This is a genomic window from Microbaculum mangrovi (genome assembly GCF_051390635.1).
Lineage (GTDB): Bacteria > Pseudomonadota > Alphaproteobacteria > Rhizobiales > Tepidamorphaceae > Microbaculum.
In genome coordinates this window covers 46003-67860 of the sequence record NZ_JBPODT010000002.1, presented here as the reverse complement: position 1 = coordinate 67860, position 21858 = coordinate 46003, and the positions used below count along the sequence as shown (strand labels likewise).

The 21858-nt window shown below is 67.0% G+C and carries 19 protein-coding genes; 12 read left to right on the top strand and 7 right to left on the bottom strand.

All coding sequences use genetic code 11. The annotated features are described in order from the left end of the window. Positions 1–2 precede the first annotated feature (2 nt). The 3 genes from ACSF9G_RS06740 to torT all read right to left on the bottom strand — a co-directional run bounded on the left by ACSF9G_RS06740 (position 3) and on the right by torT (position 3773). The gene (locus ACSF9G_RS06740; protein ID WP_436639812.1) at positions 3–1043 is read right to left on the bottom strand and encodes an ABC transporter permease; all 1041 of its coding nucleotides are present in this window, start codon (positions 1041–1043) and stop codon (positions 3–5) included. Further along, positions 1043–2494 (bottom strand): sugar ABC transporter ATP-binding protein, encoded by a 1452-nt coding sequence (locus tag ACSF9G_RS06735; protein ID WP_436639811.1) that lies wholly within the window; start codon positions 2492–2494, stop codon positions 1043–1045. The genes ACSF9G_RS06740 and ACSF9G_RS06735 overlap by 1 nt, the downstream gene beginning before the upstream one ends. 208 nt (positions 2495–2702) lie before the next feature. Then, on the bottom strand, positions 2703–3773 hold the full coding sequence (gene torT, locus ACSF9G_RS06730; protein ID WP_436639810.1) for a TMAO reductase system periplasmic protein TorT: 1071 nt from the start codon (positions 3771–3773) through the stop codon (positions 2703–2705). Positions 3774–3978: 205 nt separating this feature from the next. Here torT and ACSF9G_RS06725 point away from each other — a divergent pair, with 205 nt between their 5' ends. The 4 genes from ACSF9G_RS06725 to ACSF9G_RS06710 are packed head-to-tail and all read left to right on the top strand — an operon-like array spanning position 3979 to position 6789. After that, entirely contained in the window at positions 3979–4899 is a 921-nt protein-coding gene (locus tag ACSF9G_RS06725; RefSeq protein WP_436639809.1) for a LysR family transcriptional regulator, read from the top strand. Between the two features lie 34 nt (positions 4900–4933). Continuing rightward, the gene (locus ACSF9G_RS06720; RefSeq protein ID WP_436639808.1) at positions 4934–5227 is read left to right on the top strand and encodes a cupin domain-containing protein; all 294 of its coding nucleotides are present in this window, start codon (positions 4934–4936) and stop codon (positions 5225–5227) included. Between the two features lie 5 nt (positions 5228–5232). After that, entirely contained in the window at positions 5233–5649 is a 417-nt protein-coding gene (locus ACSF9G_RS06715) for a nuclear transport factor 2 family protein (RefSeq protein WP_436639807.1), read from the top strand. A 42-nt stretch (positions 5650–5691) separates the two neighbouring features. After that, entirely contained in the window at positions 5692–6789 is a 1098-nt protein-coding gene (locus ACSF9G_RS06710; RefSeq protein WP_436639805.1) for a DmpA family aminopeptidase, read from the top strand. Between the two features lie 64 nt (positions 6790–6853). On the opposite strand, the gene ACSF9G_RS06705 is transcribed toward ACSF9G_RS06710, so the two are convergent. Both ACSF9G_RS06705 and ACSF9G_RS06700 read right to left on the bottom strand, forming a co-directional pair. After that, entirely contained in the window at positions 6854–7957 is a 1104-nt protein-coding gene (locus ACSF9G_RS06705) for a 5-methyltetrahydropteroyltriglutamate--homocysteine S-methyltransferase (protein WP_436639803.1), read from the bottom strand. 58 nt (positions 7958–8015) lie between these two features. After that, positions 8016–8771 (bottom strand): GntR family transcriptional regulator, encoded by a 756-nt coding sequence (locus ACSF9G_RS06700; RefSeq protein WP_261615008.1) that lies wholly within the window; start codon positions 8769–8771, stop codon positions 8016–8018. Between the two features lie 274 nt (positions 8772–9045). Here ACSF9G_RS06700 and ACSF9G_RS06695 point away from each other — a divergent pair, with 274 nt between their 5' ends. From ACSF9G_RS06695 to ACSF9G_RS06680, 4 genes are all read left to right on the top strand, one after another. Then, positions 9046–12258, top strand: coding sequence for an AsmA family protein (locus ACSF9G_RS06695; RefSeq protein ID WP_436639801.1), 3213 nt, complete (start codon positions 9046–9048; stop codon positions 12256–12258). A 560-nt stretch (positions 12259–12818) separates the two neighbouring features. Further along, positions 12819–13106, top strand: coding sequence for a GIY-YIG nuclease family protein (locus ACSF9G_RS06690; protein WP_436639799.1), 288 nt, complete (start codon positions 12819–12821; stop codon positions 13104–13106). 517 nt (positions 13107–13623) lie between these two features. Beyond that, on the top strand, positions 13624–14241 hold the full coding sequence (locus tag ACSF9G_RS06685) for a DUF1326 domain-containing protein (RefSeq protein ID WP_436639797.1): 618 nt from the start codon (positions 13624–13626) through the stop codon (positions 14239–14241). Positions 14242–14371: 130 nt separating this feature from the next. Further along, complete coding sequence (locus ACSF9G_RS06680; protein ID WP_436639795.1) at positions 14372–15271, top strand: DUF2182 domain-containing protein; 900 nt, start codon at positions 14372–14374, stop codon at positions 15269–15271. A gap of 28 nt (positions 15272–15299) precedes the next feature. On the opposite strand, the gene ACSF9G_RS06675 is transcribed toward ACSF9G_RS06680, so the two are convergent. Then, on the bottom strand, positions 15300–17360 hold the full coding sequence (locus ACSF9G_RS06675) for an adenylate/guanylate cyclase domain-containing protein (RefSeq protein ID WP_436639793.1): 2061 nt from the start codon (positions 17358–17360) through the stop codon (positions 15300–15302). Between the two features lie 451 nt (positions 17361–17811). On the opposite strand from ACSF9G_RS06675, the gene ACSF9G_RS06670 reads away from it, so the two are divergent. The 4 genes from ACSF9G_RS06670 (at position 17812) to ACSF9G_RS06655 (ending at position 20446) form a co-directional block, all read left to right on the top strand. After that, positions 17812–19053, top strand: coding sequence for a pilus assembly protein TadG-related protein (locus tag ACSF9G_RS06670; RefSeq protein ID WP_436639791.1), 1242 nt, complete (start codon positions 17812–17814; stop codon positions 19051–19053). Between the two features lie 24 nt (positions 19054–19077). Beyond that, positions 19078–19506 carry a TadE/TadG family type IV pilus assembly protein gene (locus ACSF9G_RS06665; protein ID WP_436639789.1) on the top strand — a complete coding sequence of 143 codons (429 nt, stop codon included), beginning with the start codon at positions 19078–19080 and terminating at the stop codon, positions 19504–19506. Then, complete coding sequence (locus ACSF9G_RS06660; RefSeq protein WP_436639787.1) at positions 19490–19942, top strand: TadE/TadG family type IV pilus assembly protein; 453 nt, start codon at positions 19490–19492, stop codon at positions 19940–19942. The genes ACSF9G_RS06665 and ACSF9G_RS06660 overlap by 17 nt, the downstream gene beginning before the upstream one ends. A 138-nt stretch (positions 19943–20080) precedes the next feature. Continuing rightward, complete coding sequence (locus ACSF9G_RS06655; protein ID WP_436639785.1) at positions 20081–20446, top strand: Omp10 family outer membrane lipoprotein; 366 nt, start codon at positions 20081–20083, stop codon at positions 20444–20446. A gap of 55 nt (positions 20447–20501) precedes the next feature. Here ACSF9G_RS06655 and ACSF9G_RS06650 read toward each other — a convergent pair whose 3' ends face one another. Further along, positions 20502–21800: a flavin-dependent oxidoreductase gene (locus ACSF9G_RS06650; protein ID WP_436639783.1), complete on the bottom strand. Its 1299-nt coding sequence runs from the start codon at positions 21798–21800 to the stop codon at positions 20502–20504. Positions 21801–21858: the final 58 nt, after the last annotated feature.

The window sequence follows — 21858 nt, the reverse complement described above, 5'->3', positions numbered from 1 at the left end:
TTTCAGTCCCGGGATCCGGCGAGATACCGAAGACGGATCTGGTCGGCGATCACCGCCAGGATCAACAACGCGCCGAGCACGACCATCTGGAGATAGGATTCGATGCGCGCCAGGTTCATGCCGTTCTGCACCAGCACGATGAACAGCGCGCCCAGCACCACGTTCTCGACCCGGCCGACGCCGCCGCGCAGCGAGACGCCAGCGATGACGCAGGCGGCGATGGATTCGAGCGGCATCGACGCGCCGATATTGGCCTCGCCGGTATCGAGGCGGGCGGTCAGCAGCATGCCGGCGATGCCGGCGAGCAGCGCCGTCAGCACGTAGGTGATGAACAGCGTCATCCGCGTGTTGATGCCGGACAGGCGCGCGGCCTTCTCGTTGCCGCCGACGGCATAGAAGTAGCGGCCCTGACGGGTCCAGTTGACGAAGAAGAAGGTAACCAGCGCCAAGAGCGCGGCGATGTAGATCGGGACCGGCACGCCGAGCAGTTTTCCGAAGCCGAAGAACTCGCCGAACTCGACGGGCATGCCGTAGACCGGAACGCCGCCGGTCAGGAACAGCGCGATGCCGAAGCCGACGGAGGACATGCCGAGCGTCATGATGAAGGGCGAGACGCCGAACACCGCGACGCCGATACCGTTGCAGACGCCGACGGCGACACCGGCGGCGATACCGGCCAGAGCGCCGATCGCGATCGCAAGCACGACCGCATCCGGCATCGTGGCGTATATGGCCGCCATCACCGAAGCGCCGACGACCGAGGTGATCGCCAGGATGGTGCCGACCGACAGGTCGAAGCCGCCGGTCAGAAGCGCGAACATCTGGCCCAGCGAGACGATCATCAGATAGACGGACTGGCGCACGACATTGGTGAGATTTCGCGCCGACAGGAAATTGTCGGACATCATCGTGAAGATGACGATCGCAATGACCAGCAGGAACGGCAGAACGCCGAGGCGGATGAACAGGAACTTCATCCAGTAGGCGAGATCGCGCTTCGGCGCGGCGATTTCGGCATCGGTTCCGGTCTCGGGGCTGGCCATTACGCCGCCTCCCTTTCGAAGAAATGCTGGAGCAGGTTTTCCTCGGTGATGTCCTCACCATGGACCTCGGCCATCACCCGGCCGCGGTAGAACACGTAGACGCGGTTCGTCAGGTGCAGGATCTCGGGCAGATCCGAGGAGATAAGCACCACCGCGGCACCGGCCTCGCAGAGGTCGCGGATGAAGGCGTAGATCGCCGCGCGCGTACCGACATCGACACCGACGGTCGGCTCATCGAAGACATAGACGTCGACGGGCCGCGTCAGGCATTTGGCAAGCAGCACCTTCTGCTGGTTGCCGCCGGAGAAATGGTCGACGGCGCGCTCGATGCGGCGCGGCTGCAGATTCATGCGGTCGGCGAGTTCGCCCGCCTTGCGCGCCTCGCCAACGCGGTCGAGCAAGCCCCCCTTGGCGAACGGAGCGCGATCGAGCGAGGGCAGCGACATGTTTTCGCGGCAGGAGCGCATCATTATCAGCCCCTCCTCGCGCCTGTCGGGGGGAATGTAGAACAGGCCGCGGTTCATCCGCTCGCGAGTAGAGAGACCGCTTATGTCCTCGCCCTTCAGAGTAATTTTGCCGGAGGCGACCGGGTCGACGCCGAACGCGGCGCGCATGATCTCGGACTTGCCGGAGCCGACGAGGCCGGCCAGGCCGACGATTTCGCCGCTCCTGACGGCGAGCGAGGCGTCCACCACCGCATGCTTCGGCATGGTCAAGTGATCGATGCGCAGCCTTTCCTCGCCGGGATCGAACCGGATGGTCGGGAACAGCTCGGAGATGACCCGTCCGGTCATCAGGCGGACCAGTTCTTCGTCGCCCGCGGTCTTGGCGTCCAGCGTCGCAACATAGCGGCCGTCGCGCAGCACCGTGATGCGGTCGCCGATGCGGCGGATTTCCTGCATACGATGGGTGATGTAGACCACCCCGACGCCCTCGGCTTTGATCTGATCGATCAGGGCGAAGAGCTGCTCGGTCTCGCGATCGGTCAGCGAGGCGGTCGGCTCGTCGAGGATCAGGACGGACAGGTCCGATCGGAACGCCTTGGCGATCTCGACCATCTGCTGTTCGGCGCGGGTCAGATGCTGTACCCGGTCGCCGGGCCGCAAGGGGAAGCCGAGCCGGTCGATGATCTCCTGGGCACGGCGGTGGAGGGCGGCCTTGTCCAGGACGCCGCCGCGCATGATCTCCGCTCCCAGGAACAGGTTTTCCTCGACCGTCATCTGCGGCACCAGCGAGAATTCCTGGAACACCGCCGAAATGCCGAGTTCCCGCGCGTGATGGACGGACTCGAGCTCGATCTTCTCGCCCCGAAAGCGGACCTCGCCTCTCGTCGGCGGCTGCACGCCGGCGAGAATGGAGATCAACGTGGATTTGCCCGCCCCGTTCTCCCCGAACAGGATGTGCACCTCGCCCGGATTCAGATCGAAATCGACCCGGTCGAGTGCCAGCACCCCGGGATACTGTTTGGTTATCCCGCGTGTCTCGAGAAGAGGGGCGGCCCCGAAAGCGGGGCCCCTGTCGTTCCCAGGGGAAGAGGCGGCCCCGGTAGCGGGGCCCCTCTCGTTCCCAGGGGAAGAGGCGGCCCCGGTAGCGGGGCCGCCGCGCTGTGTTTCCGTGTTCATGGCGAACCGGGCCCTGTGCGCGGCGGCTGGTCGCGACCTACTCGACCCGGAAGACCGGCTTGAAGCCGTCCGGAGCGAGCGTTGAGGACGGATCGAAGTCCTTGATCGTGTCCTGGCTGACCACATAGAGCGCCGGACCGACGTGCTTCATGTAGTCCTTGCCTTCGAGGATGCGGACCGCCTGATCGACGGCGATACGTCCCTGGATCACGGTGGAGTCGGTCGGGGCGGCGAGGATCTGGCCTCGCCGGATGCCCTGATCGACGCCGGGCGTGAAGTAGTAGGACAGCACCTTGACCTGATCGGTCAGGCCGCGGTCGCGCAGGATCGGAACGGCGGCTTCGGCGGTCACAGCCGTGCCGACGATATAGTCGAGGTCGGGATGGGCCTCGAGGGTATCCTCGACCAGCTTGGACTGGGCTTCCTTGCCGGTGTCGCCGTACTTGGTCTCGACGACCTCGGCGGCACTGCCGTCCACGGCGGCCATGAAGCCGGTGTTGCCGGCCTCCACCCAGCCGGCGCCTGCCGGGCCGGGGAACCAGCCGACCTTTACCGTATCGGAGCCGGCGGGATGCGCCTCGGCCAGGAACTGACCGGCCTTGGCGCCCATCTCGCCGAAGGAGACGAGCGACTTGGCCGACAGTTCCGGCGAGGACATGCCGTTGATCACGTCGATCACGGGAATGTCTTTCTTGCGGATCTCGGAAACCAGGTTGTTGAGGCCGTCGAAGGAGATCGCGCCGATGATGACGGCGTCGGCGCCGGCGGCCACGCAGTCCTCGATCTGGGAGACCTGCTTCTGCAGCTCGGTGTAGCCGCCCGCTTCGACGAGCTGCATCTTGACGCCGAGACGCTTGGCTTCTTCGGAAACGCCGTAATCGACGCCGAGCCAGTAGGCATCCTTCATGTGCGGGAATGAGACGCACAGCTCCCAGGGTTTGCTTGCCTTGTTGAGCGGCACGTATTCGACCGAGGTTCGCGGGCTCGCCATGTCGAAGGGCGGATCCCATGATTCAACCGGATAAGGGAACCAGTCGGCCGCCGACGCCGCACCAGCGACCCCGACGAGGATGGCCGCAACTGCGGCACCTTGAAGATAGCGGTTCATGAACACCTCCCAAGTGGACCCGGATAGTGCGGCAGGGTGCAGCCGCAAGGTCGACGCCTATGTTTGCGCAGGTTCATGATATTGTTAAATCGGAAATGTTGTGCTGCAGTATCACGAAAACTGATATACATTGCACGATATCGATGCCGCTTTTTCGGGCAGGCCAGAAAAAGTGCAACTTTGGAGATGAGTCGGGGGCGACTGGATGACCCTTTCCTTGCGCCAATTGCGCTACTTCGTCGGCGCTGCGGAGACCGGCCAGGTTTCGCGCGCCGCCGTCGAGCTGAATGTCTCGCAATCCGCGGTAACCGGTGCGATCAAGCAACTCGAGCTGCGCCTCGGCACACGCCTGTTCGACCGCCATCCCAACGGCGTTACGCTGACCTTCGAGGGCAGCCGGTTCCTGCAGCACGCTCGCAACATCATCGCGTCCGTCGACGAGGCGCTGCGCGTCCCCAGCGTTTCGACCACCAAGGCGCAGGGTCCCATCCGCATAGGCGTGACCTATACGGTGGCCGGCTACTTCATGCCGCAGCACCAGGCGCGGTTTTCGCGCAGCTATCCCGCGGCGACCATCGAGCTGCGCGAGGCGCCGCGCGAGGCGATAGAGGAGGAGCTGATGGATGGCCGGCTCGATATCGCGGTCCTCCTGACCTCGAACCTGGAAAACCGGATGGCGCTCGACCACGAGACGTTGATCCGCTCGCGGCGGCGACTGTGGCTGCCGATCGACCACCCTATGGCGGGCATGCCGGAGATCCGGCTGGAGCATGTGGCGCAGGAGCCCTACGTCATGCTGACCGTCGACGAGGCCCAACAGACCGCCGAACGCTATTGGGAGAAGACACCTTTTCGTCCCAAGACGATTTTCCGCACGTCCTCGGTCGAAGCCGTGCGCTCGATGGTCGCCAACGGCACCGGCATCACAATCCTCTCGGACATGGTCTACCGGCCGTGGTCCCTGGAGGGTCAGCGCATCGAAACGCGCAATGTCTATGACCTCGTCCCCTCCATGGACTTGGGACTTGCGTGGAAACGCGATGCGGAGTTGTCACCGGCGGCCCGCGCGTTCCATGATTTCATGTGCCTGACATTCAATGGCGGCGGACCGGGCCTGACCCACTAGCCCCCTCCCGCAAGCAACGATCGAGGAAGACGACATGACCGAGAGACCCAAGGCGACGCCGACCGTGCGTATCGACGACGGCCGGGTGAAGGCCACCGAATGGGCCTTCGAGCCGGGTGCCGAAACGGGCTGGCACCGGCACGAACACGACTATGTGGTGGTGCCGCTGGTGAGCGGACGCCTGCTGATCGAGATGCCGGACGGGAACGCCACGACGGCCGAACTGACCGAGGGCATTCCCTATGCGCGCAAGGTCGGCGTCGAGCACAACGTGGTCAATGACGGGTCCGGCGAGATGCGATTTCTCGAAGTCGAAATTACGGGGTGATCGGGATGGCGCCGGGCGACACTTCGGGCAAAACGGCGGCCGACACGGCGCGTCACCGGGAACGGCTCGAGACGCTGGACCGGTTCATCGAGGCCTGGAACGCACACGACGTCGACGGCCTGATGGCCTGCATGGCGCAGAATTGCGCGTTTCACGCCTCGGGCGGCCCCGACGCGGACGGCACGGTCTTCGAGGGCCGCGAAGCGGTACGGAAGGGCTATGCCGGGATCTTCGCGGGCTTTCCCGACGCACAATGGACCAATGGCCGACACCACGTCTTCGGCGATCGTGGCCTCTCGCAGTGGCGCTTCGTCGGCACGGCACCGGACGGCACGCGCGTCGAGGTCGACGGCTGCGACCTGTTCACCTTCGACGGGCCGCTGATTGCCTTGAAGGATTCCTATCGCAAGTCACGGGTCTGACGGGCCGGCGAACGCCGGCCCCACCCTCCGCACGAGACCACCATGTCGAAGCCCCGCGCCCGCGACCTCGGTCTGCCCTTTCCGGGCACACCGGGCCCCATCAACGCCATCACCGACGTGCCCGGTGTCCGCGTCGGGTTCACCACGCTTACCGATCCGGCGAAACGCATGCGCACCGGCGTCACCGCCGTCGTTCCACGCCCGGACAAGGACAGGCCGCGTCCCGTGTGGGCGGGGTTCCACGCATTCAACGGCAACGGCGAGATGACCGGCGTGCACTGGGTGAACGACGCCGGCTATTTCCTCGGCCCCATCCTGATCACCAACACCCATGGCATCGGCGCCTGCCATCACGGCGCCGTGGAGTGGATGATCCGCACCTACGAAGCGCATTTCCGCGAGGACGACGCCTGGGCGATGCCGATCGTGGCGGAGACCTACGACGGCACCCTGAACGACATTAACGCCCTGCACGTAAAGCCCGAGCATGCGATCGCCGCGCTCGACGGCGCCACGTCCGGCGTCGTCGCGGAAGGCTCGGTCGGCGGCGGCAACGGCATGATCGCCTATGAATTCAAGGCCGGTACCGGCACGTCGTCGCGTCGTGTCGACATCGGCGGCGAGACCTACACGGTCGCCGCGCTCGTTCAGGCCAATTTCGGGATCCGGCCGTGGTTCACGGTGCTGGGCGTGCCCGTCGGCGAGGAAATGCCCGAAAGACGGATGCGCGAGACCGAAACGGGATCCATTGTCGTCATCCTGGCGACAGACGCGCCGCTCTCTGACGCTCTCCTGCGCAATCTCGCCAAGCGCGCCGCGCTCGGCATCGGCCGCTCGGGGACTGCCGGCGGCAACAGTTCCGGCGACATCTTCCTCGCCTTCTCGGTCGCCGACGACATGGTCGATTCCGTATATGCCGGACCGGTGATCACGCGTCGCAGCCTCAACTGGGACATGCTCGATCCGCTTTACCAGGCCGCCGTCGAGGCGGTGGACGAAAGCGTCATCAACGCCATCGTCCAGGGCGAGGACGTTGCCACCGTGAAGCCGGAAGGCAAGGTCTGCGCCGGCATCGACACCGAGGCATTGAAGGCGGTGATGGCGAAATACGGCCGCCTGAAGCCGCCCGCCGGGGGTTAGCGGACAGCACCTGCCCGGAAGGGTTGGCCGGGAAGGGCCAGCCCTGAAAAGACCGGCGCCGCTCCTACCCCCAGACTTCCCTGGAAATCTCGACGATCTCCTTGAGCTTCGCCCATTGCTGGTCCTCGGTGAGAACGTTGCCCTCCTCCGTCGAGGCGAAGCCGCACTGCGGAGACAGGCAGCACTGCTCGAGGTCGACATACTGGGTCGCCTCCTCGATGCGGCGCTTCACATCCTCCGGTTTCTCCAGCGTGCCGCTCTTCGAGGTGATCAGGCCGAGCACGATCTGCTTGTCGCCCTTCGGCACGAACCGCAGCGGCTCGAAGCCGCCGGCGCGGTCGGTGTCGTATTCCAGAAAGTAGCCATCGATCGCGACGTCGTTGAACATCACTTCGGCGACCGGCTCGTAGCCGCCCTCGGAGATCCAGCTCGAGCGGAAGTTGCCGCGGCAGACATGCATGGTGATCACCATGTCCGAGGGACGCTCGGCGACCGCGTAGTTGATCATCTCGGCGTAGATCTTCGGCAGCGCGGCCGGGTCGTCGCCGCGCTGGCGGGCCTGCTCGCGCTGCTCTTCCGAACACAGGTAGGCCCAGACCGTGTCGTCGAGCTGGAGGTAGCGGCAGCCGGCGGCGGCGAAATCCGCGACCGCCTTGCGATATGCGACCGCCGTATCGGCGAAGAAGGCATCGAGATCCGGATAGATGTCCTTGGAAATCGCGTTGCGCCCCATGCGGAAATGCAGCACCGACGGCGACGGGATCGTCATCTTCGGCGTGACCCTGGTGTTTTCCTTCAGGAACGTGAAGTGCTCGATCATCGGATGGGTCGCGTAGCCGACCTTGCCGGTGATGTTGAGGCTGCGCGCCTTGGTCTGGATGCCGTGGAACTGGATCGACTTCTCGCCGGCCACCAGCTCGACACCGTCCAGCATCGCGAGGAAATCGAAGTGCCACCAGGAGCGGCGGAACTCGCCGTCGGTGGCGAGCAGCAGGCCGACCTCTTCCTGCTTGGCGATGATCTTCCGAATTTCCGAGTCCTCTACCGCTTTCAGGTTCGCGTCGGAAATCTCGCCGGCCTCGTGCCTGGCACGGGCCTCCTTCAACGGCGCTGTGCGCAGGATCGAGCCGACATGATCGGCGCGGAAGGGCGGGATGGTTCTCTGCATGGGGGTTCCTCCTTGGGTGATTTCTTATCTGTTGGCTGGCTTGTCTGTCGGCTGGATGTCAGGTCCGTCCGCGCCGGCGCAGCAGCGCCGCGCCCGGGATACGGTCGAAGGCCTCCCGGTTCCGGAGCGCATAGCGCAGGTTGCGGCTGGCCAGGCGGGCGTGCTCGCGCATGATCGCCTCGGCGCGCGCCCCTTCGCGCGCCTCGATCGCGTCGACAACACACCGGTGGTGGTCCTGGGCAACGGTCAGCACCGTGCGCGCCTCGGGCACGTCTTCCTGGATCAGCACGAAGGCGCTCGGCGAGGCGAACGGCAGCGTCACGACGCGTTCGATCTGGCGCTCGACGACATGACTGCCGGCCAGATCGGTCAGCATCCGGTGGAAGCGGGCATTGAGGGCGATGTAGTCGGCGAAGCGACCGCCGCCGGCCAGATGGCGCTCGACCACCGCGTCCAGTTCGCCGAGACAATCGCGGACCGAGACGAGATCACTGGCCGAGGGGCCACGTTCGGCGGCGAGGCGGGCGGCAAGCCCCTCAAGCGTGCCGCGGATCTCGATGGCCTCGAAAACATCGCGTTCGGTAAAGGACTTAACGGAGAACCCGCCGGACGGGATGGCTTCCAGGAGCCCCTCCTCCTCGAGCCTGACCAGCGCCATGCGGACCGGCGTGCGCGAGACCCCCAGCCGGTCGACCATGGAGAGTTCGGAGATGCGCTCGCCCGGCTCGAGCTCACCGGACAGGATCAGGTCGCGGAGGGCAAGCTGCGCCTTCACCGTCTGCGACAGCGAGCGGTCGACCTCCTTGTCGGGCATCGCCGTCATCGGCGCGCCCGTGTCAGGCGGATACGCGCAAGCACCGGATTCCTCCCAGAAATCCTCGCGTTTTGTCTTTGTATACAGGATGCATACGCGCCGGACAATGCAGACGAATGACGGACGCGGACAGAACCGGCACGACCACCATCGCAGCGTCCGGCGCGGCGCACGGCGCGGATATGCGCCCCTGCCCTCACGCGGTCATCTTTTTTTAGGATTCTGGTCTAGTTTCATTAACCAATTCGAATCGTTGGCGTATTGGAGGTGTTCGTTGCGACGCGCGCTGTGGGGAATTGCCGCTCTCATCATTATCGGCGTCGTAGCGATCCTGATCGCGCCGCTGTTCATATCGGCCGAGAACGTCCGTAACACCTTGTTCGATCAGGTGGAATCGGCGACGGGATACCGCATCCGCGTGGCCGGCGACATCGATATCTCGGTGTTCCCCTCGCTCGACCTGGTGGCCGGCGAGGTTTCCGTCGCGCAGCGGATCGGCGAGCAATATCAAGATGTTGCGGTCGCCGACGAGCTGCGCTTCGGGCTCGCCCTGTCGTCGCTGCTGTCCGGCAAGGTACGGATGACCGAGATCGCGCTGGTTGGCCCGGTGATCACCGTGCCGCAGGCGGAGTCACGGGAAAGTGCCGCGGGATCAGACACTTCCGGCGGGTCCGACTCTCCCGCCGAGGCGCTGAAAAGCCTGTCGCTCGACCGGCTGAGCATCGAGGACGGCACGGTGCAGCTGGCCGATGGCAGGCAGGTCTCCGCGCTCAACCTGACGGCCTCGCTGGCCGACTTCGACGCGCCCCTGACCCTTGATCTGAAAGCGGTTTTCGACGGCAACCCGATCTCGCTTGCTGGCGAGATCGGCCGGTTCGGGCCGTTCCTGCAGGGCGAGGTCGCCCCGGTCGCCATTTCGGTCGGCTATCCGTCGGCTCTGGCGTCGGATCTGTCGGTTTCGGGTCGGGCTCTCTACACCGGCGACGCCTTCGCGCTGGAGCCGTTCGAGGCGCGCGCCGGCGACAGCGCCTTCGGCGGCGAAATTCGGGTCGACATGAGCCAGCCGGTCACCCGCATCCGGGCGTCGCTGAACGGCGAGGTCGTGGACCTGGACGCGCTGCTGGCGACGGGCGGAGCGAGCGAGGGACAGGCCGCCGCCCCCTCCCCCGACACCTCCGACCAGCCGATCGACTTCTCCGCCCTCGAGACCACGGTCGCGGACGTCGACGTGTCCGTCTCCAAGGTGGTGGTGTCGGGCATCGCCATCACCCCGCTGGTCGCCAACCTGCATGTCGGCGAGGGCCAGGCCAACCTGGTCGCCGACCTGATCGGGGTGGGCAGCGCCTCGGGCATGGCCTCCTTGTCGCTCGATGCGACGCGCGAGAGCCCCTATGTCAGCGGCAAGCTGCGCATCACCGGCGTGGATCTGGGCGAGGCGAGCCGGCTCGCCGGCGAGAGCGCGGTGCCGGTCTCGGGCACGGCGGGCGCCGACATCGTCTTCGCCACCGCCGGGCGCACGCCGGCGGAGCTGAAGGCGCGCATCAACGCGTCCGGCTCGCTGTCGCTGCAGAACGGTTCGGCGACCATCGCCGCCCTGTCCGGTGCGACCGGCAAGCAGGGTACCGAGCGGATCACCGACATCAACGCGACGGCCAAGTTCGAGGACCTGATCAAGCCGGTCAGCGTCGCCGGCTCGGCGGTGTGGAACGGCGAGCGCTTCGACCTGTCGGCCACCGCAGACGTGCGCGGCATCCTTGCGGGCCAGTCCTCCGGCGTGCAGGCGCAGGCGCGCTCCCAGCGCGTCTCGGCGGGCTTCAACGGCAAGGTCTCGGCGGCCGGCGCCGCCGACGGCCGGGTGTCGCTGGAAACCGCCTCGCTCACCGGGCTGATGCGCTGGCTCGGCCAGGAGCCGGCCTGGCAATCCGGCTTCGAGGCGTTCTCCGTCGACGGCCGGCTGGCCGTTTCCGAGACCGCCATCGCCTTCGAGGACACGCTGATCCGCCTCGACGACACGCAAGGCACCGGCTCGGGCAAGGTGACGCTCGGGGCGAAGCCGTCGGTGACCGCCAAGCTCGATCTGGAGACGCTGAACGTCAATCCGTATCTGGGCGAGGCCGGACGTGAGGCGGCGGGACAACCGGCCGCGGGCGGCCCGGCGGGCTGGAGCACCGATCGCATCGACTTCTCGGCGCTGAACGCGCTCGACGCCGACCTGGCGCTGTCGGTGAAGCGGCTGGTCTACAAGCGGATCAAGACCGGGCCGGTGGCGATCTCGGCGAAGATTTCCGGCGGCAAGCTCGACGCGCAGTTGTCCAACCTGAAGCTCTACAAGGGGGCGGGCACCGGCACGCTGCAGGTCGACGCCTCGGGCCAGACGCCGACGCAGGGCTTCAAATTCTCGCTGTCCGGCCTCGATGCCTTCCCCTTCCTGCGGGACGCCGCCGGCTTCTCGCGCATCGAGGGCACCGCGGCGATCGCCATCGACCTGACCGCGCGCGGCCAGAGCCAGCGCGAGATCGTCTCGGCGCTGAACGGCACCGCGAGCTTCGAGTTCAAGAACGGTGCGGTCCGCGGCATCAATGTCGCCAAGATGGCGCGCAACCTCACCTCCGGCGTCCTGTCGGGCTGGGGCTCGGGCGAGGCCGAGAAGACCGACTTCGCCTCGCTGGGCGCGAGCTTCGCCGTCACCGACGGCAAGGCCAGGACCGACGACCTGCATCTTTACGGCCCGCTGGTGCGCGTGAGCGGCGCCGGCACCGTCGACATGCCGGCCCAGTCGCTCGACCTCAAGGTCGACCCGAAGGTGGTGGCCAGCCTCGAGGGCCAGGGCGGCAAGTCCGACCTGGAGGGCCTCGGCGTGCCGGTCATCGTCGCCGGCCCGTGGGCGAGCCCGAAGATCTATCCCGACATCGCCGGCATCCTGCAGAACCCGCAGGCCGCCTACCAGCAGTTGCAGAAGCTCGGCGGCGGGCTGTTCAACCTGCCCGGCGCGGGGGCGCTGGGCGCCGGGGCGCTGGGCGGCAAGGACGACGCCCTCGGCGGCGTCGCCGACAAGATCAAGGAGGAGACCGGCGTCGACATCGGCGACATCCTCAAGGACGGCAAGATCGACGAGGAGGCGCTGAAGGGCGGCGCGCTCAAGGGCCTGGAGCAGCTTCTGGGCGGCGGATCAGGCAGCCAGGCCACCGGCGGACAACCGGCGGCGAAGCCGCAGGCTAAGCCGCAGGCCCAGCCCAAGGGCAAGGCCGAGGGCAAGCAGCAGCCCAAAGGCAAGGACGCGCCGGCGGCCCAGGACAAGAAGGGCGGCAAGAAGGCCAAGGCCGACGCCGCCGCCAAAGAGACCGCCGACGAGCCGGCCAACGAACCCGACGGCGACACCAAGAAGCGGCGAAAGAAGAAGAACGCGGATCAGGCCGACCAGACCGAGGAAATGGACCCGGAAGAGGCGGCCAAGCAGCTGCTGCAGAACTTGCTGAAGAAGGAGTGAGGGGCCGCTCTATCGGCGCGAGCCGAACCGCGGGTGCCGGACGGCAGAAGATGCCCGGGTCACGCCCGGGCATGACGTCAAAAATCCCTACGTCATCGCCGGGCTTGACCCGGCGATCTCGGGCCGCACCATCTGGACATGGGCGGTCGGGCGCTTCGCGTGACAAGCGCTCGGCGAGACCGGCGTGTCGGAGACGGAGCGCCGATTACGCGGCACCGCCGCTTGGGCCCCGGATCAGGTCCGGGGCACGCGTCCGTCACGGGCCGCAAGGCCCTGTCCCCCGGCCTGTCCGGCCTCTTGTCACCGCCCTGCCACGCGCCACGTCATCGCCAGGTGCTGCCCGACGCTCTCCCCGCGTGCCACCGCCGTGCCGGACGGCACGAGATGCCCGGGTCACGCCCGGGCATGACGTAGAAAAGAAAATCCAGGGCATGACGTGGGAGAAGCGAAGCCCGGGCATGCCGCAAAGAGGGTGGCACGACGTGCAAATGGGGGCACGGTTTCCCCCTCCACGTCATCGCCGGGCTTGACCCGGCGATCTCGGGCCGCACCATCTGGGCATGGGCGGCTGGGTCTACATCCTCACCAACAAACCGCGCGGCGTGCTCTATGTCGGCGTCACCAACGATATTATCCGCCGCACCGTCGAGCATCGAAACGGTCTCGTGCCCGGGTTCTCCAAACGATACCAGTTGAAACGCCTCGTCCTGGCCGAACCGCATCCGACCATCGCCCACGCCATTCAACGCGAGAAGAACCTCAAACACTGGTCGCGGCAATGGAAGGTGGCGTTGATCGAAAGCGTCAATCCGGACTGGCGGGACCTCTGGGAGGAGATCCAGACGTAGACCGAGGGATACGGCACGAGATGCCCGGGTCACGCCCGGGCATAACGTGGGAGAGGGACGACTCTGCTCACGTGCAGGTGTCTTTCGCCCCACTACCGCCTGCCCCGCCCATCCGACCTCCTGTCACGGCCTTGCTCCCTCCGCGTCATCGCCGGGCGTGACCCGGAAATCTCCCCCGCGCGCCGCCGCCGTGCCGGATAGCACGTCATGCCCGGGTCACGCCCGGGCATGACGTAGACAGGAAAATCCCGGGCATGGCGGGGGAAGGGACGACGCCGCTCACGTCCCCGTGTCTTTCGCCCCACTACCGCCTGCCCCGCCCATCCGACCTCCTGTCACCGCCCTGCCACCCTCGGCGTCATCGCCGGGCGCGACCCGGCGATCTCGGGCCGCAGCATCCGGGCATCGGCGGCCGGGCTCTTCGCGTGGCAAGCGCTTGGCGAGACTGGCGCGGGGGCGCTGGCATGGCGGGGAAACCTGACCTATAATGCGGCTAATTAAACAGAAGGAGGGAGATATGGCGGCCTGGAAAATCGAAGGGGAGTACATGGAAACGTGCAACTGCGCGTTCATCTGCCCCTGCATCGGCACCAACATGGAAGCCGTGCCGAGCGAAGGCGACTGCAAGGCGGCCATCGCCATGCGCATCGACAAGGGCCACATGGGCGACGTGCCGCTGGACGGCGTGTCGTTCATCGTGCTGCTCCACTCCCCCGGCGCCATGGCGGAGGGCAACATGAAGGTCGGCCTGATCGTCGACGAAAAGGCCACCGACCAGCAGGTGGAGGCGATCGGCGAAATCGCCTCGGGCGCGGCCGGCGGGCCGATGGCCGTGCTGGCGCCGCTGGTCGGCGAGTTCGCCGGCGTGGACCGGCGGCCGATCACCTTCGAGATGGACGGCATGACACGCGCGGTGAAGGCCGGCGACCTGATCGACCAGGCCGTCGTCGGCATCCCCAGCCAGGCGGAGGACGGCGCGCCGATCTACCTCGACAACACCGCCCATCCGGCCAACTCCAAGCTGGCGCTGGCCAAGGCGACGCGCAGCCATTTCGACGCCTTCGGCATCACGTGGGACGCCAGCGGGCCCACCACCCGCAACGGCCACTTCGCGCCGTTCGCCTGGGCGGCGTGACGGCCGCCGGTTCTCCGGCCGGTTCTGCGCCCTCGCATTTGCTGGCCCCCAGACCGCCGGCCCCACGATCATCGGTCCCACGAGAGGGATCCCAACGACCGTGGGGCCCGCAAGCGCCCGGAGCCGTGCGATGACGGCGACGCTAGCGCTTGAATCCGTCCTGAAACGCGACCGGTTGGTGGTGATCGCCGGCCTGTCGCTGGTGGTCGCGCTCGCCGCGGCCTATACGGTCGCCGGCATCGGCATGGGCATGTCGGCGCTGACCATGACGAAGATGGCGATCGCCATGCCCGGCATGGCGATGCAGCCGGCGGCGTGGTCGGCCGGCTACGCGGCGCTGGTCTTCCTGATGTGGTGGGTGATGATGGTCGCCATGATGGTGCCGAGCGCGGCGCCGACGGTGCTGCTTTACACCGCGATCGCGCGCAGGCAGGCCACCAGTGGGCAGGCCCCCGGCGGGCAGGCCCCCGGCGGGCAGGCATTGGGCGCACAGGTTTCGGGCGCACAGGGAACTGGCGGGCGATCGGGCGGGCGGCCGCTTGTCGCCTCGGCCCTGTTCGTCGCCGGCTATCTGGCGATGTGGGCCGCGTTCAGCCTGATTGCGACCGGCCTGCAATGGGCGCTGGAGAGCATCGGCGTCGTCACCGGCATGATGGAGATCGCAAGCCCGCTCATCGCCGGCCTGCTGCTGGTCGCAGCCGGGCTCTATCAGCTCACGCCCCTGAAACAGGCCTGCCTGAGACACTGCCGCAACCCGCTGATGTTCATCGCCGAGCACTGGCGGGCCGGCCCCGGCGGCGCCTTCCGCATGGGGCTGGAGCACGGCGGCTACTGCCTGGGCTGCTGCTGGTTCCTGATGGCGCTGTTGTTCGTCGGCGGCATCATGAACCTGATCTGGATCGCCGGCATCGCCGTCTATGTGGGCGTGGAGAAGTTCGCCGGCGGCCGGCGCTGGCTGACCGCGGCCACCGGCGCGGCGCTGACGCTCGCCGGCCTCGCCATCATCGTCCGGCCCTTCCTCGTCGCATAAGACCGCCCTGCAGGTCCAGGGGGCGGTGCTACTTAGACAGCAGCGCGGTGGTGCCGTCCCAGTTGGCGGGCGGCGGATCGGCGAGGAAGCCGCGGCAGCGGGCGATCAGCATCCGCGACGGCGCGTCGCCGCCCGGGCGCAGCCGGTCGGCCTGGCCGAAATGGGTGATGGCGGTGGAGAAATCGCCCCAGGCATAGCTGGCGAGCCCCTCCTCGTAGGGCGCGACCCAGGGCGGCGGCGCCTCGCCGGCAAGGCCGATCAGCTCGTAGATCGCGGTGCCGCCGGCGCGGCCGTAGACGGCGACCTTGTCGAGCCTGCGCGTCAGGATCGCATCGCCCGCCAGTTCGCGCGTCCGCTCGCCGATGATGATCGACGAGCCATAGGCCTTGTTGGCGCCCTCGAGCCGGCTCGCCACGTTCACCGCGTCGCCGATGACGGTGTAGTTGAGGCGGGTGCGCGAGCCGATATTGCCGACGAGCACCGGGCCGGAATTGATGCCGACGCGGATGCGGATCGGCGCGCCGCGATCGTCGGCGAGACCCGCGCCCTCGATCGCCCGCACGGCCCGCACCGCGGCGCGGCAGGCGGCGGCGGCGTGGTCGGGGATCTCGTATGGCGCGCCCCAGAAGGCCATCACCGCGTCGCCGATGAACTTGTCGACGGTGCCGGATTCCGCCTGCACCGTGTTCGACATCAGGTCGAGATAGCGGCCGAGCAGCGGCACCACGTCCTCGCCCATGCGCTCCGACAGGCCGGTGAAGCCGGCGACGTCGGCGAACAGGACGGTGAGCTCGCGGCGGTCGCCGCCGGGCCGGGCCTCGATGCCCTCGGAGACGAGGATGCGCACCAGATCCGCGGGCAGATACTTGCGGAAGGCGGCGAGCCCCCCGGCCATACGCGAGATCGTGCCGCTGAGCTCGTCGAGCTCGGTCAGCCGCGAAGGATGGTAGCGGACCGCCTCCAGGTCGAAGCGCTCGATATGGTCGAGCTCGCCGGCGACGGTGCCGAGCGGCTTGGCCAGCAGGCGCCGGCCGAGCCAGGCCGACAGCAGGGCGGCGACGATCACCAGCGCCAGAACGCCGACGGCGAGGCGCTGCGTGGTGCGGTCGATCTCGCCGAGGAACTCGGATTCCGGGATCACGGTCGCCAGCGTCCAGCCGGCATAGGCGAGCGGCGTCAGCGTCACCCCGTAGGCCTCGCCGTCCGCGCCGACGAGGCGCATCTCGCGCGCCGCCTTCATGCGGGTGGCGTCGGGCGCCATGGCCTCGTGGATCGCGTGTTCGGCGACGGCGAGCATCCGCGGGCGGATGTCGAACCGCGTCCCCATCAGCTCGTCGGCCTCCGGGTCGGGCACGGCGATCGGCCGCCCGTCCGGCGCCAGGATGAAGGCGGCCCCGCTCTTTCCGACGGTGAGGCCCGACAGGAAGCGCGACAGGCGGTCGTGCTCGATCATGACTGCGAGCACGGCCACGGTCCTGGAATAGACGACGACGGGACCGGCGAAGACGAGCGCGGGGCGCGGACCGGTGGGATGGTCGACGACGTCGACCCAGTGCGGCCCCTCGCGGTCGATGGTGGTCGAAAACCACGGCTGATCCGTCGAGAGGAAGTCGGAGGGCTCGAAGAAGCGCTCGCGGAACTCGATGTCGTTGGGGAAGACCTGATAGCGGTCGACGCGGCGGGTGCGCGCGCCGTCGACGATACCGATCTCCATCATCTCCAGCTTCTCGTCACCCAACTTGTGGGCGGCGAAGAAATCGCCGTCCGGCCAGCCGAGCGCGATCCAGGAGACCGAGGGCTGGGCCTGCAATTGCGCCAGGAACACGAATTCGCGCTTGTCCGCCTCGCGCGTCTCCAGCACGTTGTTCTGGAACAGGGTCCGGATCGCCCAGTAGGCGGAGCGGCCCTGGGTGGCGACATCCTGGATCTCGGCCTCGACGGCCTGGACGATCTGGGCGTTGATGGTGGCGGCCAGCTCGCGCGAATTGTCCCGCGCCGTGCGCCACCACAACAGGTGCACGATCGCGGCGGTGACCGCGATCGAGACCAGCACGAAGGCCGTCAGCGCCAGCCGAACCCCTATTCGCATGACACCTCTCCCGACGCGGCACTATCGGGGAAACGGGGCGTGAAGGCGAGTGACGAAACCTCACCTTTGGATCACGGGCAGATCAGGCGCAGACCGGGGGATGGCGGCGCCGGATCGCGCAGAGCACTCCGGATCGTGCTCACGTCCGCGCGCGCCGTCGTAAGTTAGCATTCTTTGACGCCATTCCTGACGCTAGGGCATGACGGGTATTAACCCTAGGGCAGTCCCGAAATGATCGTTTCCGAGACCTGAATTCGTATGAAGACGGCAGCTCTAGAGCATACATCCGTTCCGAAATTTCCCATATATATCAACACCCTGCGGGATCCTGACAAAGCGTCCCAAATCAAGACTAAAGATAGGGAAAATTTTATTAGTCGACTTCACTCGCTTTTTAGATGTCTCCCCGATTCTTAACGCACACGAAGTTCCCTTGCTGGGGAGAGCAGCGATGAGTCTGGCGTGCAAGAAGTTTCCGGGCGACCAGTCCGGTTCCGTGGCGATCCTGGTGGCCGTGCTGATGCCTGTCGTGATCGGCGGGATTGGATTGGGCGCCGAAGCCGGCTACTGGTACTTCAACCAGCGCAAAATCCAGAACTCCGCCGACGTCGCCGCCTATGCCGGCGCGGTAGAGCTGCGCAACGGCATGGCGAGGACGGTCATCGACGCCGCCGCCATGGCGGCGGCCGCGGAGACGGGCTATGACGCGACCATCGGCACGCTCGCGACCAAGAACCCGCCGACCGCGGGTGGCTTTGCCGGCGACGGCAATGCCGTCGAGGTCGTCATCCAGGAAAACGTGCCGCGCCTCCTGTCCTCGCTCTTCCTGAGCGGCGACGTACCCCTGTCGGGGCGGGCCGTGGCCCGCGTGACGCCGACCGAGCCGACCTGCCTGCTGGCGCTCAGCAAGACCGCCTCCGCCGCGGTCGACTTCAACGGAACCGCGGATGCGGTCCTCAGCGGCTGCAACGTGCACGCCAATTCGCTGGCGAATGATGCCGTGCGAGTCAGCGGCACAGCGAGGGTCGAGACCCCGTGCGTCACCGCGGTCGGGAATGTCGCAGCCTCCCCGGGCCTTAACATGACCGAGTGCACCTCGGCCGTCGAGAACGCCGACACGGTGGAAGATCCCTATGCGGACACCCCCAAGCCGCCGGTCGACAGCAGCTGCGCGCCACAGAACGATTTCGGCGGTTCCCCCGGGACAAACCACACGATCGGGCCGGCGACCTATTGCGGCGGGCTGTACATGCGCCGCAACGTCAAGCTCGATCCGGGCGTCTACGTGGTCAATGGCGGTGAGTTGAAGATCAACTCCACGGCCAACGTCCAGGGATCCGGCGTCATGTTCTACCTGACGGGCGGCGCGACCGTCGGTTTCGCCGGCGGCGCGCATATCGAACTCACAGCCGCGACGAGCGGCCCCTATGAAGGCATCCTGCTGTTCGTCGATCCCGACGATCCGAATTCGGATCACATGATCAACGGCGACTCGTCGTCGTTCTTCGACGGGGCCTTCTATGCGCCCAATGCCCACCTTCAATGGGCCGGGAACAGCATGAGCAGTGGTGGCTGCAGCCAGATCGTCGCCTCCACCATCACCGTGATCGGCACGGCCGGGCTCGGCACCAACTGTGTCGGCAAGTCGATCCGGCAGATCCAGAAAGAACAGCTCGTCATCCTGGTCGAGTAGCGGCAGCGTTCCGGAGCCAACCCAATGTCCATCTTCCGCAAGCTGGTTTCATTCCTGAAATGCGAAAGCGGTGTCGCGGCCGTCGAAATGGGGTTGTTCGCCCCTCCGCTGATCATCGGCGTCGTGCTGATGGCCGATATCGGGCTTGCCGTCGAAGCCCGCATGGAGCTCGACCGCAACGTCCGCGCCGGTGTCCAGGCGGCAATGTCGAACGTCTCCGATCTCGAAGCGATCAAGGGCGTCGTGCTGGCGTCGGCCAACGGTTCCGAGGCGATTTCCGTCGCCGTCGGCAAGACCTGCACCTGCGGAAGCGCGGCCGCGAGCTGCACCAGCTGGTGCGCGCCGGAGGTGCCCCCCTCCGTGTTCATCAATATCAGTGCAACCGAAGCCTATAGCGGCCTGATGCTGCCGGCCCTGACACTGGAATCGAAGACCCATGTCCAGCTCCGCTAGCACCAGCCCGGCGGCGAAGCGCGGCGTTGCACGCCGGCTGACCTCACTGTTCCTGCGCGATCGCAGGGGCGTGGCGGCGATCGAGTTCGCGTTCGTGTTCCCGCTGCTCATCATGGTCGTCGGCGCCTCCATCGAATACGGCCGCGCCCTGCAGGCGCGCAACGAGATGAGCCATGCGCTTAGCAAGGTGGTCCGCGTGCTCAACATCGATCCGAAGAAGAGCTCGTCGCAGATCGCGTCCCTGCTCGCCGCGGACCTGAGCACCTACGGACCGGACGATCTTCAGGTCGCCGTCGCCAATGCCCAGATATCCGGCAGCCCGTACATGAAGATCTCGGTCAAGTTTCCCTTCGACCTCCTGGTACCGTTCGGAGAACTCAGCACCGTCACGCTCGGCGTCGACACGGTCGCCCCCCTTATCGCGGCGACGAAATGACGTCATTCTCCGTACGGCCGCGCCTGCGGTCGTGGTCGGAGGCGCGGGCCCACGCCGCATGACACGATCAAACTCTTGCCACACTCCGCAAATCTCAAGAATCTCTGTAAAACGGGTCAGAGACGAGGAGATCACGGCATGCGCAATACGCGAACTTTCTGGACAACCGCCGCCATCATCGTGGCTGGGCTCGGTGTCGCCGGCTGCAACGGCAGCTCGGGGAGAAGCCTGAGCGGCGGCGCCATCGACGGCAACTGGACGAGTGCCGACGGACTGACCGCCACGCGATTCGGCGCCGGGCGTTTCCAGACCACGGTGCTGGCGACCGGCGAAACGGTGTCCGACGGAACCTATCGGATGGTCGACGGGCGGACTGTGCAGATCACCATGCGCTCGGCACTGCGCGACACCACCACCATCGTCAACTGCAACCTGGTGACGCCGGACAACCTGGCCTGCGCGCGCACCGACGGCGGGCAGTTCTCGCTGACGCGCCGCACCTGATGGCGCAGCCTACCTGATAGCGGGGCCGGCCGCACGACGGCCGGCCGTCCGGCCGTCAGGCAGGAGATTCCGCGCGTGCCCGCGCGCCCGGCGCGATGGTGGGCGGGGCGGCGTTCAGCTTCTCCATGGCGAAGCCCGCGGCGGCCTTGTAGCCGGCCACGTATTCAGCACGTTCGCGCGGCGGAATGACGTCGTCGATCGCATCGAATTCACCACCGCACCGCTCGTTGACGATGTTGAGGAGTCCGAAGGGGCCGGCCCCGCGGTTGCGCAGGACCACGTCCGAGATCGGCCCGCACAACCGGTCGTCATAGGCCTGCAGCGCGTCCGGCGTGACGCCCTGCTCTACCATGCAGGCGCCAAGCACGCGCGCGTCGACGATCGCCTGGCTCGCCCCGTTCGATCCCGTCGGGTACATGGCATGGGCGGCATCGCCCATCAGCGCGACGGCGCCATCGCGCCAGGTGGCGACGGGATCGCGGTCGATCATCGGGTTCTCGTAGACGATGTCGGCGGCCCGCAGCAGCGCGGGCACGTCGAGCCAGTCGTAGCGCCAATCCTCGAAGTGGTGGATGAAGGCGTCGATATCGACCTGCTTGAACCAGCCGCTCGACTGCCAGCCATGCGAGTTGTCGACGGTGACCTCGGCGATCCAGTTGATGGTGGCGAGCCCGGTGTCCGGATCGGGGTGCGAGATCGGGTAGATCACCATGCGCTGCCTGTGGGTGCCCAGCCCGACGAAGGACGAGCCCGTCCGGATCGGCTTGGCCCGCGTCGTGCCGCGCCACATGATGGCGCCGCCCCAGTGGATCGGCGGCTGATCGGGGTGCATCTGCGCGCGCACCGCCGAATGGATGCCGTCGGCGCCGATGAGCAGCGTTCCGGCGTGGCGGGCGACGGTCCCGTCGGCGCGCTCGACGATCGCCGTGACGGTGCCGTCGGCGTTGGTCTCGTATCCGGTCACGCGCTCGCCGAGCCGCACGGCATGCGGACCGATGCGCGCGCGCACCGCCTCATGCAGCAGCACGTGGAACAGACCGCGGTGAACGGCGTATTGCGGCCAGTTGTAGCCGGCGAGCAGTCCCCTGGGCTCGGCATAGATGTCGTTGCCGTTGAGGCCGACCATCGCCCATTCCTTCGCCGGCAGGCCGACGCGGTCGAGATCCTCCGCGCCGATGCCGAGATCGTAGAGCTCGCGCACGGCGTTGGGCTGCAGATTGATGCCGACGCCGAGCGGACGCAGCTCCCGCACGCTCTCGAACACGACGCAGGGCACGCCGATCTGATGGAACGTCAGGGCGGCGGCGAGCCCGCCGATACCGCCGCCGGCGATCAGCACGAGAGGTTCGGGCATGGTCCTGTCCTTCCTATGGGATCACGGTTCTACCGCGCCGGACCGGGTTCGCAATGTC